13 protein-coding genes are annotated in these 14,003 nt (G+C 42.6%); 6 read left to right on the top strand and 7 right to left on the bottom strand.

Annotation, left to right across the window (positions count from 1 at the left end; genetic code table 11):
* Positions 1-124 precede the first annotated feature (124 nt).
* The 3 genes from L5L91_RS09485 to L5L91_RS09475 are packed head-to-tail and all read right to left on the bottom strand — an operon-like array spanning position 125 to position 3,123.
* A complete protein-coding gene (locus tag L5L91_RS09485; protein WP_263236210.1) occupies positions 125-745 on the bottom strand; it encodes a BsuPI-related putative proteinase inhibitor in 621 nt (206 codons plus the stop codon).
* Complete coding sequence (locus L5L91_RS09480) at positions 745-2,571, bottom strand: AsmA family protein (RefSeq protein ID WP_263236208.1); 1,827 nt, start codon at positions 2,569-2,571, stop codon at positions 745-747. Before L5L91_RS09480 ends, L5L91_RS09485 begins: the two co-directional genes overlap by 1 nt.
* Positions 2,572-2,628: 57 nt before the next feature.
* Positions 2,629-3,123 carry a putative 4-hydroxy-4-methyl-2-oxoglutarate aldolase gene (locus L5L91_RS09475; RefSeq protein WP_028760092.1) on the bottom strand — a complete coding sequence of 165 codons (495 nt, stop codon included), beginning with the start codon at positions 3,121-3,123 and terminating at the stop codon, positions 2,629-2,631.
* Between the two features lie 220 nt (positions 3,124-3,343).
* On the opposite strand from L5L91_RS09475, the gene L5L91_RS09470 reads away from it, so the two are divergent.
* Positions 3,344-3,664: a hypothetical protein gene (locus L5L91_RS09470; RefSeq protein ID WP_028760093.1), complete on the top strand. Its 321-nt coding sequence runs from the start codon at positions 3,344-3,346 to the stop codon at positions 3,662-3,664.
* A 251-nt stretch (positions 3,665-3,915) separates the two neighbouring features.
* Here L5L91_RS09470 and L5L91_RS09465 read toward each other — a convergent pair whose 3' ends face one another.
* Entirely contained in the window at positions 3,916-5,688 is a 1,773-nt protein-coding gene (locus L5L91_RS09465; protein ID WP_263161001.1) for a DUF885 domain-containing protein, read from the bottom strand.
* A gap of 310 nt (positions 5,689-5,998) precedes the next feature.
* On the opposite strand from L5L91_RS09465, the gene L5L91_RS09460 reads away from it, so the two are divergent.
* From L5L91_RS09460 to L5L91_RS09450, 3 genes are all read left to right on the top strand, one after another.
* Positions 5,999-7,402, top strand: coding sequence for a DEAD/DEAH box helicase (locus L5L91_RS09460; RefSeq protein WP_105252329.1), 1,404 nt, complete (start codon positions 5,999-6,001; stop codon positions 7,400-7,402).
* Between the two features lie 61 nt (positions 7,403-7,463).
* Entirely contained in the window at positions 7,464-7,964 is a 501-nt protein-coding gene (locus tag L5L91_RS09455) for a peptidylprolyl isomerase (protein WP_263138382.1), read from the top strand.
* Positions 7,965-8,655: 691 nt separating this feature from the next.
* A complete protein-coding gene (locus L5L91_RS09450; protein WP_263161000.1) occupies positions 8,656-9,546 on the top strand; it encodes a DMT family transporter in 891 nt (296 codons plus the stop codon).
* Positions 9,547-10,070: 524 nt separating this feature from the next.
* On the opposite strand, the gene L5L91_RS09445 is transcribed toward L5L91_RS09450, so the two are convergent.
* Positions 10,071-12,131 (bottom strand): TonB-dependent receptor plug domain-containing protein, encoded by a 2,061-nt coding sequence (locus L5L91_RS09445; protein WP_173245174.1) that lies wholly within the window; start codon positions 12,129-12,131, stop codon positions 10,071-10,073.
* Positions 12,132-12,208: 77 nt separating this feature from the next.
* Between L5L91_RS09445 and L5L91_RS09440 the strand changes: the two genes are divergently transcribed.
* Positions 12,209-12,610 carry a Cd(II)/Pb(II)-responsive transcriptional regulator gene (locus tag L5L91_RS09440; protein WP_173245177.1) on the top strand — a complete coding sequence of 134 codons (402 nt, stop codon included), beginning with the start codon at positions 12,209-12,211 and terminating at the stop codon, positions 12,608-12,610.
* 196 nt (positions 12,611-12,806) lie between these two features.
* Here the strand turns inward: L5L91_RS09440 and L5L91_RS09435 are convergent, their stop codons facing one another.
* A complete protein-coding gene (locus L5L91_RS09435; RefSeq protein WP_263236205.1) occupies positions 12,807-13,241 on the bottom strand; it encodes a hypothetical protein in 435 nt (144 codons plus the stop codon).
* Positions 13,242-13,288: 47 nt separating this feature from the next.
* Positions 13,289-13,765 (bottom strand): hypothetical protein, encoded by a 477-nt coding sequence (locus tag L5L91_RS09430; protein ID WP_263236203.1) that lies wholly within the window; start codon positions 13,763-13,765, stop codon positions 13,289-13,291.
* Between the two features lie 63 nt (positions 13,766-13,828).
* On the opposite strand from L5L91_RS09430, the gene L5L91_RS09425 reads away from it, so the two are divergent.
* Positions 13,829-14,003 (top strand): transposase (locus tag L5L91_RS09425; protein WP_263148818.1); only part of this gene is annotated, 175 nt, incomplete at its 3' end.

Raw genomic sequence — 14,003 nt, 5'->3', positions numbered from 1 at the left:
ATAGTTCGAACGGATTAGTGCTATAAATCCTAAGTAAAATTGAGCCATAGATAACAAAAAGGCAGCAACCCTATCGGATTGCTGCCTTTTTCTATTACGGGCTTTTCTATTATGAGAGGCGGCGTTATTCCATCGTCAGTAATAAGACAACGGGCGCCATAACAACGGCATCAGACTCTAATGCTTTAGCGGCAAAATGCGCTTCTAAGCGAGCACCGTCTGCTGGTATTCCTGCAAATGCTTTGGGCGGAATACTAAATGAAGTCGTGATCACTTTCCCTGCCGCCAATTGGCTATCACGTAATGCTTGGGTAAACATCATATCATCCGACCAAGCCCACAGACGTTTGCCCTCTTGCGTTACCAACCACAAATCCGCCGTCATCCCAGAGTTATAACGTAGGCCGACAGCATAGGTTTGTGGATTTGTCACAGTCAATGTCGCCTTAACCGGTTGCTTAAAATCGATAAAAGGTTCTAAAGTTAATTCGCCGCAAAGCAGGCCTTGTGCCTTTTCTGCCATCACAGGTTCAGCCTTTAATGTCGGAGTGCTTTTAAGCCCAGAAACATCGAGCGCCAGATCGGCAGCGCGAATAATCTCAGGCTGAACGGCCACGGCTGTTGTAGTCTCACCCTTGGTTGACTGACTCGTGTCAGCGGCTTCAGGCGCTGAGCACCCAACAAGTTGCCCGCCGACAAAAGCACTCGCGCAAACAAGTAATGCGTAACGCGTTGAAGCAACCATTAAAAACCGCCTAGTTTTTTCAATAAGGAGTCTTTTAATTTTTCCTTAGCTTTGTCGGTTTCTTCCTTAAGCTGATTATTCAGTAAGGCTTTAGTATCCAAAGCATATTCAGGTTTTTGGAAAGTGCCTGTAATCGCCAACGGAATATCAACTCCAGCCAGCGCATCTTTGTCGCTACCGCCCTGACCCTTCAATGAATTCACTAGGCTAGCGGTTAGTCTGTAGTCCAAGGCTTCAGTCAATAAATTCGCAGTGCCTTTACCATCCAAACGCAGTAAAGGCGAAGACAAGGCAAGATCTGGATTCGTGGCAACGCCATTATCCAACGAGAAACTGCCGGTCAGGCTCGAGAAGTCAGTTTTGCGCTCCGCCTTCGTTTCTGGCGATAAGTCGCCCTTTAACTTAGCTTGTGCGCTGCGGATCATCTGTGGAATATTTACCCCGTACAGAGCACCGTCATTAATATCAAAATGACCATTCGCTAACAGGTTTTTCTTTAACTGCTCAGGGATCAAACTCTTACCTTTCCCCTTCACATCAAAGTTGGCTGTACCCGCCAGTAAATCCACATCCGCTGCATCTTTCAGCAAAGGACGAATTTGTACGCCCGTCACTTTTTTATCGAATTGATAACTTGCCACCGCTTGACGAGCATCAACCTGAGCGCTCACCAGCAACTGACCTTGATATAAATCCGCATTCAATTTCGTCAGATCTAACACGCCATTTTTAATGTCCACATCCATTAACCAATTTTGAGTCGACAGATTCGCGACCTTAATAGACTTAACAGTCAACTTGAGTTTTACATCAAGCTGCTTAAGGGCTGAGAGATCAGGCTCAACTGCCTGAGAGTTTGCTGCTGGCGCTTGTTCAGCGGTGACGGTGGCCTCTGTTTTAGGTAACAGTGTATCTAAATCAATATCGCCAACTTGAAAATCAGCATTAATTTGTGGAATTTTCGTACCATAATTAACACCTACTTTACCCGCAGCGGTAATGCTCGCCGCGGTAAGCTGCGCAATATCGACGGACAATTGCTGTTTATCAAGGGCGATTTGAGTTGCTAAGCTGACAGATGTTTCGAGTTTCTTGTTCGGAATACTCTCACCTTCCACCACAGTGTCAATTTTCAGCCCATTGATAACGAGTTGTTTAAAGTCTCGACTGAGTTTTAGTTCACCTTTAGCTTCGCTACTTACCGTCATATCCGGCATAGTTGCACTGAATTCAAAGGCGATAGGCGCAAATTTATCTAAGGAGAACTCACCTAAGGTGAAGCTATTTAAGGTAAAGATTTGAGTCTGCTTATTAGCTTCGTCAATCATATTAATTTGGGTATTGGTGATAGAAATGCCACCAATATTAATGTCGTTAAGTTTGGCATTCGATGAGGATTCGGCGGCAGCTGGAGACGCTGTTTTTGGGCTATTATCACCGCTCAACCCATCGAAACTGCTAGTGCCATTTTTACGGGTGACTAAATTGATCGTTGCGCCATCGAGACTCAATTCTGCAATTTCAATTTTCTGACTAAACAACGGCATTAGCGCCACTTCAGCAACGGCTTTTTTGACTTCTAACATAGCCTTAGGCGTAAAGCCTTCAGGGTTAGATAAAGACACCCCTCCTAAATTAATACCTATAACAGGGAAAAATGTCCAAGATAAATCGTCAGTAATGACTAATTCACGACCCGTTTGTTTTTTTACGGCATCGACTATTTCAGGTTTAAAATCATTAGGGTCGAAAAAGACGGTGAGATAAACGGTAACTAAAAGAATGAGCGTCACCATTAAGGCTAAGAGCCACTTAATGAATTTCATATAAATATCCTTATCAAAAACAACTTGAATTTATAGCAACTAATGCATTTAGAAATGTTAATTTAAAAATGCAAAGTTCAACATTTCATCACTTACTGCAATACCATTTTCATCAGCATAGAGCATCATACCAGGCTTAACCGTCACGCCCCCCATATCGACAGCCACATTAATTTGGCCTTGACCTAACTTTTCGGTTTTTATCGGCATAGCCCCTAAGGCAAAGACACCTAAGCTGAAAGTATTTAATCTCGCCACATCGCGAACACAACCATTAATCACTATCCCTTGCCAACCATTATCTAAGGCGCTCTGCGCTATGAGATCCCCTAACAATGCGCGGCGCAGAGAACCGCCCCCATCGACAACGAGCACTTTTCCATGCCCATCCTGTGCAAGTATCTCTTTTACCTTTGAATTATCCTCAAAGCACTTTACTGTGACTATCTCGCCCCAGAAGAGCCGTTTACCACCAAAGGGTTTAAATGCAAGGGGAAGTAACTGTAATTTAGACGGATAGTGGTCGAATAAATCTGGTAGTAGATCAAGCATTTGAATCTCCATGATAGTCTATAACTTTAGACTACTCATTATTGTAGACCCCGACAAGGTCAAAGCAAAAATCAGCGGAATTTTTTATTTCATTTTAACGTGCAAAGGCTTGGTGTATATTGGCATAAGCATTATAATCTGCGATAGTTAACGTCCTATGACACTCTTTAAAGTTTCATAAATTTGTTCCCACACCTCTTTGTTATAAAGCGAAAACCAAATGACAACTGATCTTGATTTACAGAGCGCAATCGCAGCTCTTGATGAGTATGGATATGATAAGAAAGTCTCAACGGATCTTGAGCAAGCACGTAACAAGCAACAAATGGGTAAATATATTAAATCTCTCGACTATAGTTTACGTCGATTATTGATATTACAAGAAACCGTTAATGAGTTAGTTGAAGAAAAGAAACATCAATTAGCTCAGCAAGAGAATATTCAAACCTACAAAACAAAAATCATTAACTTGTCTAGAGAATTTAACATTTCTTACGATGAAGTATTAGCGCTGATGGCATCATCTAAATCTAAGAAGTAAGTTTATCGCCATTGTGCTCTATCACCACGCAGTGAAATTGTTTGATTAACATCTGCATATGCCATATAACGAAATATATACTTTTTCGGTTATATGGCAGAATTTTTGGCTTTTCATTATTCGCACAGTGTTAACGATTTCATTTCATAAGTAACAATGCCAACTTATGTTAAGCTCACACTATACCTGTCTAGCTATTTGGCATAAAAAAGCAGAGCCTAAGCTCTGCTGATTTATATCAATATGCGAACTTATTTGCTCTGCATTAATTGGCGAATATATTTCACTGGTGCACTACCATAACTCAAGAATGTTTCGTGGAAAGTTTTAAGGTCAAAATCTTTACCTTGCGATTTTTTGTATTCTTCACGGAAATCATAGATTTCTCGATAACCTGAATAGTAACTCGTCAGTTGCACTTGACTAAGTGTCGCACGGCGCCACTTTCCTTCGGCTTCAGCTTGCTGTTGGAAGGCTTCATTCATCATCAGGGCAATAGCTTGGTCTTCGGTCATGCCTTTCACATGAATGCTATAATCCAAAATCGTGTTACATATAACACGTAAATTCCACTTGTAGTACATCAACCACATTTCAGGCTCAAAATTTCCATAGCCTTCTTCTAACATCATACGCTCGGTATAAACCGCCCAACCTTCAACCATAGCGCCATTGCCAAATAAACTTTTCACTAAACTCGGAGATTGATTAGAATAAACGAGTTGAGTGTAGTGCCCTGGGATGGCTTCATGAATATTGAGGATTTGCAGGATCCAGTGATTATATTCACGTAAGTAACTCTCGGCAGACTCATCACTCATGCCATCGAGCGGCGTCACGTTATAATAAGTATTACCTGACTTCTCATAGGGTCCAGGCGCACTAATTGATGCACCGGCATAACCACGCATATATTCGGGCGTTTCACGGACAACGAGTGGTTTTTTAGGATCTAATGTGACTAGTTTTTTCTTATTTACAAATTCAATCAGCTCTGGAATTTGCTTACGCACTTCATTCACGAATTCATCGCGCTGAACATGCTGAGTCGATAATTTATCGATTAATTGGCGAATGGCGAGCTTACTGTCAGCGGGCTTTGGCATAGTAAAATATTTAGGCCATAACTTATCGGTAATTTTAGCCATTTCTCCTTGAACACGCTCTTTATCGGCTACGGCTTTTTGATATAGCTGTTTCGCCGTCATCCCCGCTTGGATATCAAAGGCAAATTTTTGCTCATATAATGCCTCGCCAATTCTAAAACTACGTGCTCCATCTTTTTTAAGTTGAACCACTAATTTGTCTAACCAAGCGATATGGCCGTTAATCGCGGCAGTTGCTGCATCGAAACGCGTTTTAAATAACGCTTTTTCCGCATCAGTCAGACCAGAGTCGGCGACCTGTTTTAATAAGTCATCGGAAAAAACCGAAAATGCACCTTGATTCTGCAGCACTGCTAACTCAGAGTGCTCCAATGTTGGTTTGCTAATGTTCGCCTGCGCAGCAGCATAATAAGCTGGCACATTTTCTAAACGCGCTAATACCGAACGTAATCTGTCATCTAATGGAGCGAAATTTTCATTGATGATTTGGGCAAAACCGCCCGATACGTTGTAACTTGAAGGATCCCACTGCCAAGATTTAAAACTGTCAATTTCCCATGCCATACTACCGAGTAAATTGTCGATCAGATGGTAATCAATCAGTTCATTCGGCGTTAGCGACTTTTGCTCGAACTGAGTCAATTGCGCTTGCTGAGCTTTCACAAACGCTAAGGTCTTTGCTCGACCTGCTGCATCGGGGATTTCAAGGTAACCATCGTTAACATGCTTGCCACTGTATAAGGCCCAAGTCGGTGACAATTCCCACAATGAATCAATAAAGGATGCTGAAAATTGCTCAAATGAGTGGGCTTTAATTTCAGGTGCGACCACGGGCGCGATTTGGCTCGTATGGGACTGACAACCAGCAAGGCTGGCCAGCGATAGCACTATCGCAAGGGAAATAGCGTTTTTTTTCATTATTATGGGTCCTTTGTTGAGATTTATCAGGCATACAAAAATTACCTCAGTTAATCATATTGCCCCAATAATTGCAGCTATGTTAGCCATGAATACATGTGTGGTTACAAAATTGTAAGTTCTCAATATATTGCCGCCTATCATTCGCCTATTCGACGTTTAAGCCCCTCTTTACCAAACACACACAAATAATGATAATCGCCTATTCTGTTTCACCTCCTGCTATAATATCGCCCTGCTCCACTGTTCATGCTTTAGCGTAACAGTTTGCTTATACATTATTGACCTGACCCTTTACCTGAGACATTCAATGCCATTTTCCAAACTTGGATTAAGCGATCCGATTTTAAGAGCCATTACTGAGCTCGGCTATTCACAACCTACTCCGATCCAAGAAAAAGCCATTCCGGTGATCTTGAAAGGCAAAAACCTGCTTGCTGGCGCGCAAACAGGTACAGGTAAAACCGCCAGTTTTGTGTTGCCTATACTGCAAATGTTCGCCGAGATGCCGAAAATCCGTGCTAAACGCGTTCGTGCATTAATCTTAACACCAACCCGCGAATTGGCCGTTCAGGTAGAAGACAATATTGCCAAGTACGCAAAATACCTGCCGCTGACGTCTATGGCCATGTATGGTGGCGTGGATTCCGCACCGCAGAAACAACGTCTTATTGAAGGCGTCGATATTCTGGTGGCAACACCCGGTAGATTGCTCGATATGTACACCCAAAGAGCGATTCATTTCGATGAAATCTCGGTATTAGTCCTAGATGAAGCCGATAGAATGCTCGATATGGGATTTATCGAAGACATCAATAAGATCATCGAACGTCTGCCAACAGAACGCCAAAATCTGTTGTTTTCGGCAACCTTATCTAAGCAAGTGCGCTTTTTAGCGAAAACAGCGGTTGAAAACCCAGTCGAAATTGAAATTGCCCGCGACAGCGCAAACGCACCGCAAATCGACCAATGGTTGATCACTGTCGATAAAGATAAAAAGTCGGCACTGTTAAGCAAACTCATCACTGAGCAAGCGTGGGAACAGGCACTGATCTTTATCCAGACGAAACAAGGCGCCGCCAAACTGGTTAGTCAACTCGAAAAACGTGGCATTGCCGCCGAAGCCATTCACAGCGGTCGCAGCCAAGCGGTACGCGAGCAATTATTAGTGGATTTTAAATCTGGCAAACTACGCTTTTTAGTCGCGACTGGCGTTGCTTCCCGCGGTATCGATATCGACGCCCTCACCCGTGTGGTCAATTATGATTTGCCCGATGAAGCCGATGATTATATTCACCGTATCGGCCGAACCGGTCGTGCTGGCGCCTGCGGCGAAGCCATTTCCTTTGTTTCTAAAGATGATTTTAGGAATCTATGTGCTATCGAGCGCCGTCTAGGTCACCTCATAGTGCGTAAAGAAATTGAAGGCTTTGTGCCGAACAAAGAAGTGCCTGTGTCTATTCTCGATTTTGTGCCCAAAAATACTACGCCAAAAACCTTTAAAGCTCGGGCACCTGAGGCCAGATCCTCGCGCCCCGCGAAAGAAGGCTCCTTTGAAACCGCCCATGCGAAAAAGCATCGCAGCGCGAAATCAAAGCCAGAGGTTAAAGCCAATGTAACACGGCCGCAATCTATTCAGACTGACAACGGTAACGAGACAACAGGTCGCAGCGCGCCCTTTAATCCGTGGAATAGCGGCCCTAAAACCAAGTAATGACTCAGTACAAGTCGTGACTTATTAGATATAAAAACTCATTAAGATAGAAGATATTAGCATGATTACATTTAGCACCAATCTAGGCGACATCACTATAGAACTCGATTTTGAACATGCGCCTGTCAGTTCAAAAAACTTTGTCCGCTATTGTGAAGAAGGCTTCTTTGAACACACGATTTTTCACCGAGTGATCAAAGGCTTTATGATCCAAGGCGGCGGGTTTACCGCAAAAATGAAGGAAAAACCGACCCACGAGCCTATTGTTAACGAAGCCAACAAAGGCCTAAGTAACACCATAGGCACAATCGCTATGGCTCGCACCGATGCGCCTCACTCGGCCACCGCGCAATTCTTCATCAACACAGCCAATAATGACTTTTTAGACCATACTGCCACCACCAATAACGGTTGGGGCTACGCGGTATTTGGTAAGGTTACGGCGGGAATGGACATTATCCAGCAGATTGAGAAAGTCAAAACCTCCACGGTCGCTGGCCACGAAGACGTGCCCCGTGAACCTATCGTCATCGAGAAAGTAACGATTAATATCCAAAGTTAATTTTTAAAACAATAAGACTTTTTCGTTAATATGATTAATCGCTCAGTTTTAGTTAAGCGATTAATCATTTCCCCAAAGTTATTTAGTTAACTTTTCAGTACCATTCAACGCAATTTCATTTGATATAAACCTAAAAACACTAAATCCCCAATACAAAATCACTTAGTGTAAAATAAACTGATGGATTATTTAATCGTTCCCATTATTGACTTAAGACTACTAAATATAAAATTAACCTCACAATATAGGCTTCTTTCAAACAATATAGACCTCTTTCAAACAATGTTATTCATCATAAAAGCTGAAAAACAGCAGCACATACCTGACATCAATATCTTAGACTAGCCGCACAAGTTGATAATATTAAAACAATACACCAACCATAATCCTTATGGTAAAAAGAGGCTTAACTTGCCATCTGATATAGATAAAAAAACCATTTCTGTATCTATTATCGTTTCTTGCTAATGCTTATTATCCCTATTTATTTTTAAGCCAGAATCATTGTTAACTTAAGCTACGAACCCTATTCAGATAAGCAGAGAAAGCTTGCTATAGTGATCAGAAAATGATGTTTCTATTGGATTCTAATAAGCTATATCGTAACTTCTGTGCCTTTGTTGATGAAACCAGAACTCTCATGACAAAACTTTTGACTAGAGATAGCGTCTAAGCATTTAGGGAATTTATTTTGAATAATAGAAAAGGTAGTCTGTTTATGGTTGCTGCGATGGCAGCATTTTCTATTGAAGACATGCTGATCAAATCCGCAGCAGAAACCACCTCTATCGGCCTCATTTTAGCGCTATTTGGCCTAGGTGGAATGTTGATTTTTATACTGTTAACCTGGCGAAAGGGTGAAACTGTGCTTCATCCTGCAGTCTTGTCTACCCCCATATTAGTACGTGCACTATGTGAAATCGTCGGCCGATTCTGTTTTGCTTTAGCCATCACGTTAACGCCACTCTCAAGTGCATCCGCTATTTTGCAAGCCACACCTTTAATCGCCATGCTTGGCGCGGCATTGTTGTTCGGTGAACAAGTGGGTCATAAGAGATGGCTTGCAGTATTGATTGGTTTTATGGGCGTGCTGATGATTATTCGTCCAGGACTTGATGGTTTTGAGGTCACATCTTTATTCGCCGTTATCGCTACCTTAGGTTTTGCAGGACGCGATTTAGCAACACGCGCAGCCTCTCCCGTGTTATCTAATATGCAGCTTGGAGTATATGGTTTTTTTGTGTTGATTCCTACAGGCTTAGCGATACTGATTTACCAAAATGAAGCAATACAGTTTAGTGCTACCGCAGCAATACAAATAATTGGAGCAATCGTCTTTGGTGTAGTTGCCTATAATGCGCTGACAATCGCTATGCGCACTGGAGATGTATCGGTAGTAAGCCCCTTTCGTTATACACGTTTACTCTTTGCCTTAGCTTTAGGAATATTTATATTTGGAGAATCCCCAGATTTGCTGACTATTCTGGGAAGCCTACTCATAGTATTAAGTGGCGGCTATACCTTAGTTCAAGCGCGTAAAAGAATGACAATGAATAACATAGCTAATGTGGCAAAAACCTAAGGACTCACTAAGAATGGCTAATCGAGTGTCAGAAATGCTTGGTTTTACCAAGGACACGGAAGGAGAACAAAACGGCGATTTTGCCCAGATGCAACAAAGGGAACCAGTAAGATACTGATTACCTTTGCTTTAATTTGGCGAGAGAGGGAGTCGAACCCTCGAATCACACGCCTCTCTAACAAACCCTATAAAATCATAGTGTTGTGCACCTTGATTTTTTCAGATTGTACCAGCTTTTTGTACCACTTTAAATACTAGAGGAGCAGACTTTTCAAGTCGACTCCTTCAAAAACAATACTGATTACTACATCTGATGTTACCTGAAATCAAGTATTAAATATCGTATATAACTCAACTCGCGTCGGGACATAGGTTAAGCCCGAAAGCCAATACAATCTTGAGTGAAGAAGTCCCATCGAAAAAATAGTACTGTAAGTTTGAGCATGTAGTGACTTGATATAAGTAACTACAAGTTCATCCCTAGGTTTACTCCGAATATCAGCAAGCAAACCTAGGCATACAGTTTATCCAAATTTTATCCTGACTCCTGCATTAGCAATAAACCCATCATTTCGAGACCAGATATCGGTAGTCCATTGTCCTGCTGGACTCCTTTCAGGCAACAGCAACGGATGGGTATCGCTCTGTTTGATATTCAGCAGGTTTTCCAGATTGATGAACCAACTGTAGCGGCCAAATGTCATTTCTCCCATTAGGCCTAAGTGCCAGTAGGGTTCCGATTCGAATAGATAAGGATTGTCATTTAGACGTTGAATGCCAGTGTAATAGGCCTCAAATCCTGCTCTAAAGTTTCCGTGTTGTTCCCACATCGCGACAAATCCAGCGGAATGCTTAGGCGTTAACGCAATAGCTCGACGTGCTGTGTTATCTTGACTGGATTCAGTAGCGTCAAGATATAGATAACTCGCCGTCAGCTTAAGGTCGCCAAGATAGTAACGCAGTAGCATTTCAGAACCGCGAATACGGCTTTCGCCCTCTGCGTTGACTAAACGGACTCGGTTAGGAGTCTCATTATTTCCCACAGTGAATTCTTCAAGTTCGGTGACATTGCTAATATCTGAACCGAACAAGGTTAAACTCGTCTCTAAATCGTCGAAGCGGTAAGTAAAATCCAGTGAAGCTGTTTTGGCGGTTTCTGCTTTGAGCTCCCCTAGAGGCTCAAGTCTTGATAACCCTGCCGCTTCAATTTCTTCCACAAATGGGGTTGGAGCATAATAACCTCGGCCATATGAGCCTCGTACAGTAAAATCATCAGCTCGATACAAGAGCGAGAACCGTGGGCTAAGCTCACTACCGTACTGGCTATGGTCATCCATACGAGCACTGACAGAGGCAATTAAGTCTTCGGTCAAGTTATAGTCGACAAGGGCAAAGAGTCCCGGCACATCGAAGGAATAATCAAATTCAGAATAATTATCTGAACTGTAGGTTTCTGATTGATACGCTGCACCAATGACCCAATCCAAACGATCAAGGTATCCAGATAGACTCGCTTCCATCAGGTAATTACCATGCCTGTCATTGTCGTTATCAACGCCATAGCCATGGAAGTGTTCTTGCACCATGGCGGAAGCTCGGGTGCTAAAGGTCAAAGTATCGGCCACGGGGCGATTGTAGACTATGCCACCATCCATCCGCTCAGAGTTCTGAGTTTCAACAAAGGGATTGCCGTCTGCAACAGTATACCCGTTTAGTGTCCCACCTCGACGGTTCTCTGTCATATAGCCCGCTGTAAGATAAAGATTGTCACCGTTTTCACCCTCGATGAATAATCTTGGTCTCAAGGTATAACGTTCATACTCTGGAAGATCTGCCCAACCATCATCATCTATGTCTTCGATACTTTGATAATGAGCTCCCGTGGTAATTGAGCCTTTGATGTTCTCACTAAGTGGAGACTCTGCGTAACCAGTAAAATCTTGGCCATTTTTAGATGTCAGATTTAAAAGTGTCTCGCCAGCAAATTCATCTCCTGGTCTTCTAGAAACCAAATTAATAACCCCCCCTAAGGCTGAGCCACCATAAAGGGATGAAGCAGAGCCCTTAATAACCTCGACTTGGCCTAAATCCGTAGGAGGTATTTGAAGTAAACCGAGTGATGAGGCTTGATTCCCGTACAGAGGTAAGCCATCAGCTAATAGTTGAGTATAACGCCCATATAAGCCCTGTAATCTTACATTAGCACTACCAAGAGCTGGAGACGTCGTTTGCACTCTAACCCCACCTGTTTCAGCCAATAGCATAGAAATATTGCCCGGACGCATAGCGGCTTTTTCTTCAATTTCTTCACTAGTGACAACTTCGATTCTTATTGGCTGGTCGTCAACAATCCTTCCAAGACGAGTAGATTGAACCAAAATACGCTCCATACCTTCGTCATGTTCATCTGTGTGTTCATCACTCTGTGGCTCATGGGTATCATCATGTTCATGCAGATTAGTTGTCTCATCTTCAGTTTGAGAGACGTCTGTGTGCAGATTGTTTTTTGTATTGGCCTGTACTTCATAGGTTGCAGTGGTGCCCATGGTTAATATAACGAGGGCTAAAGGCGATAAGAAATGCATTTGTCAATCCTATAGCGTTGAATGTTGAGTAAGTGATACGATGCAAGGCTAAAGGTTACAGTAACTGGAGGGTCAAGTTGAAAATCAGTGAACTGGCATTAGCTTCACAAATACCCGTAAAAACAATTCGCTTTTATGAGCAGGAAGGATTGCTCCCCGCCCCTAAGAGGATGGCAAATGGTTACCGCTACTACTCTCAGAATGATGTAGAGACACTGATTTTTATCCGTCGCTGTCGAGCACTAAATATTGCTCTGAGTGACATTCGTCGGTTGGTTGAAGTGCAACAACATCCTCATCATTCCTGCGCCGTGGTAGATGAAATCATTGCCGAGCAACTCGAGCACATACGTCAAACTCAACGGGAGTTAGCGAAGCTAGAAACATCTCTCTCATCCTTAGTCTCCTGTGATAATCACCAAGTCAGCGACTGCTGCATCCTAAAGCGACTCAAAGATGAGGACTGCCACGGTAATTAGGCTTTTCACATAAAACTTGGAATAGAGGTATTCTTCTGCCAGTGTAGATGGCCGGAAATTTTTTCATGGTTAACTCTAATGACTCAATTCTTCGTTTGCTCTATTCCCGATTATGCCGGCAGACGTAATCGATTTAAGTAGAAAAAAACATCAGCATCTGTTGGGTGCATAGGCATCATAATGCTTACGTTACATACTAGGGGTACTGCCCTGTTATGATATAGACAGCAGACCTATAAGTTGGATCTGCTGAAACCTCTTTATGAACAATATCTCTATCTCTGCTGTCACACACTGCTTTACTAATTAAATGCTCAGCTAATACCTCACTGCTACTATGAAGAGAAGCAAATATTTCCTTAATTTGCGGTAAGGTTTTTCCTGTATATTGCAGTTGACGGATTGCATCGCCCCCCCAGTACCCCCCCTGATATTTCAAAATACTCTCAATGAGCTCCCAATCTTCCTGTAACTCAGTTGGTGCCTTAGCCTTGCAAAATGTAGCAACCTGTTCCCACATATAAATCTGTTGATATCGCTTCACGACATCATCAATTGAAGCCGAGACTTGTATTGATAATATTGTCCCTATAAAGGCAATGAGCAAAGCTAAGATACTTGATTTACGCATATTTCCTCCAAAAAAAAGCCATCAATAGAATCTGATGGCCTTGTCGATTAGTTACTCAAAGAGTTGTTATCTGATTGTTTGGCTGGTAACTGCTCTTGTTCTTCAGCCATCCATTCCAGCCTCAACCGCAGTTGCCAGATGGCAATCCCAGTCAGAAAACAGAGTAATAAACCTGTCACTCCGGCTCCTGAAGTGGCAATCTTGAAGACATTGCCATCGTGATAACTAAGCACTGAAAGTATAAGAGTAATACCGTAGGTAAACAGATATGCAGCTCCACCTATCCAAGTTTGGAGATATAGCTTTTTCTGTCGATAGCCAATCTCCTGACCAGAGGGTTCATTATTTACGTCTTTCTTCAACCAATCTAACTGCTCAGAGAGATACCACATCCCGATATAACCCACTCCCATAGCTATAACAGAGATGTTACCTTGGAATGTGATTGACATTCTGAGGATGAAATAATCCAGTGAACCACCAATCGAATCCTCAAGGGCAACCAGAGATAAGTGTAGTGGCACACTAATTTTGGCCACCTAAATAGAGGTGATATTATTACCTCGTAGATGACTTTAGGTGAACACATGAGATCGACAACCAGAAAAACATTTAGTGCTGAATTCAAACTTGAAGCAGCCCAATTAGTCCTCGATAAAAACCATAGCATCATCGAAGCTGCAAAGGCGATGAACGTAGGTAAGTCCACTATGGATAAGTGGGTGAGACAGTTAAAACTAGAACGCCAGGGTGGCACACCAA

It is taken from the genome of Shewanella sp. SM55, from assembly GCF_025654025.1.
In the GTDB taxonomy this organism is placed as follows: domain Bacteria; phylum Pseudomonadota; class Gammaproteobacteria; order Enterobacterales; family Shewanellaceae; genus Shewanella; species Shewanella oncorhynchi.
This window is presented reverse-complemented; position numbering and strand designations above follow the sequence as displayed.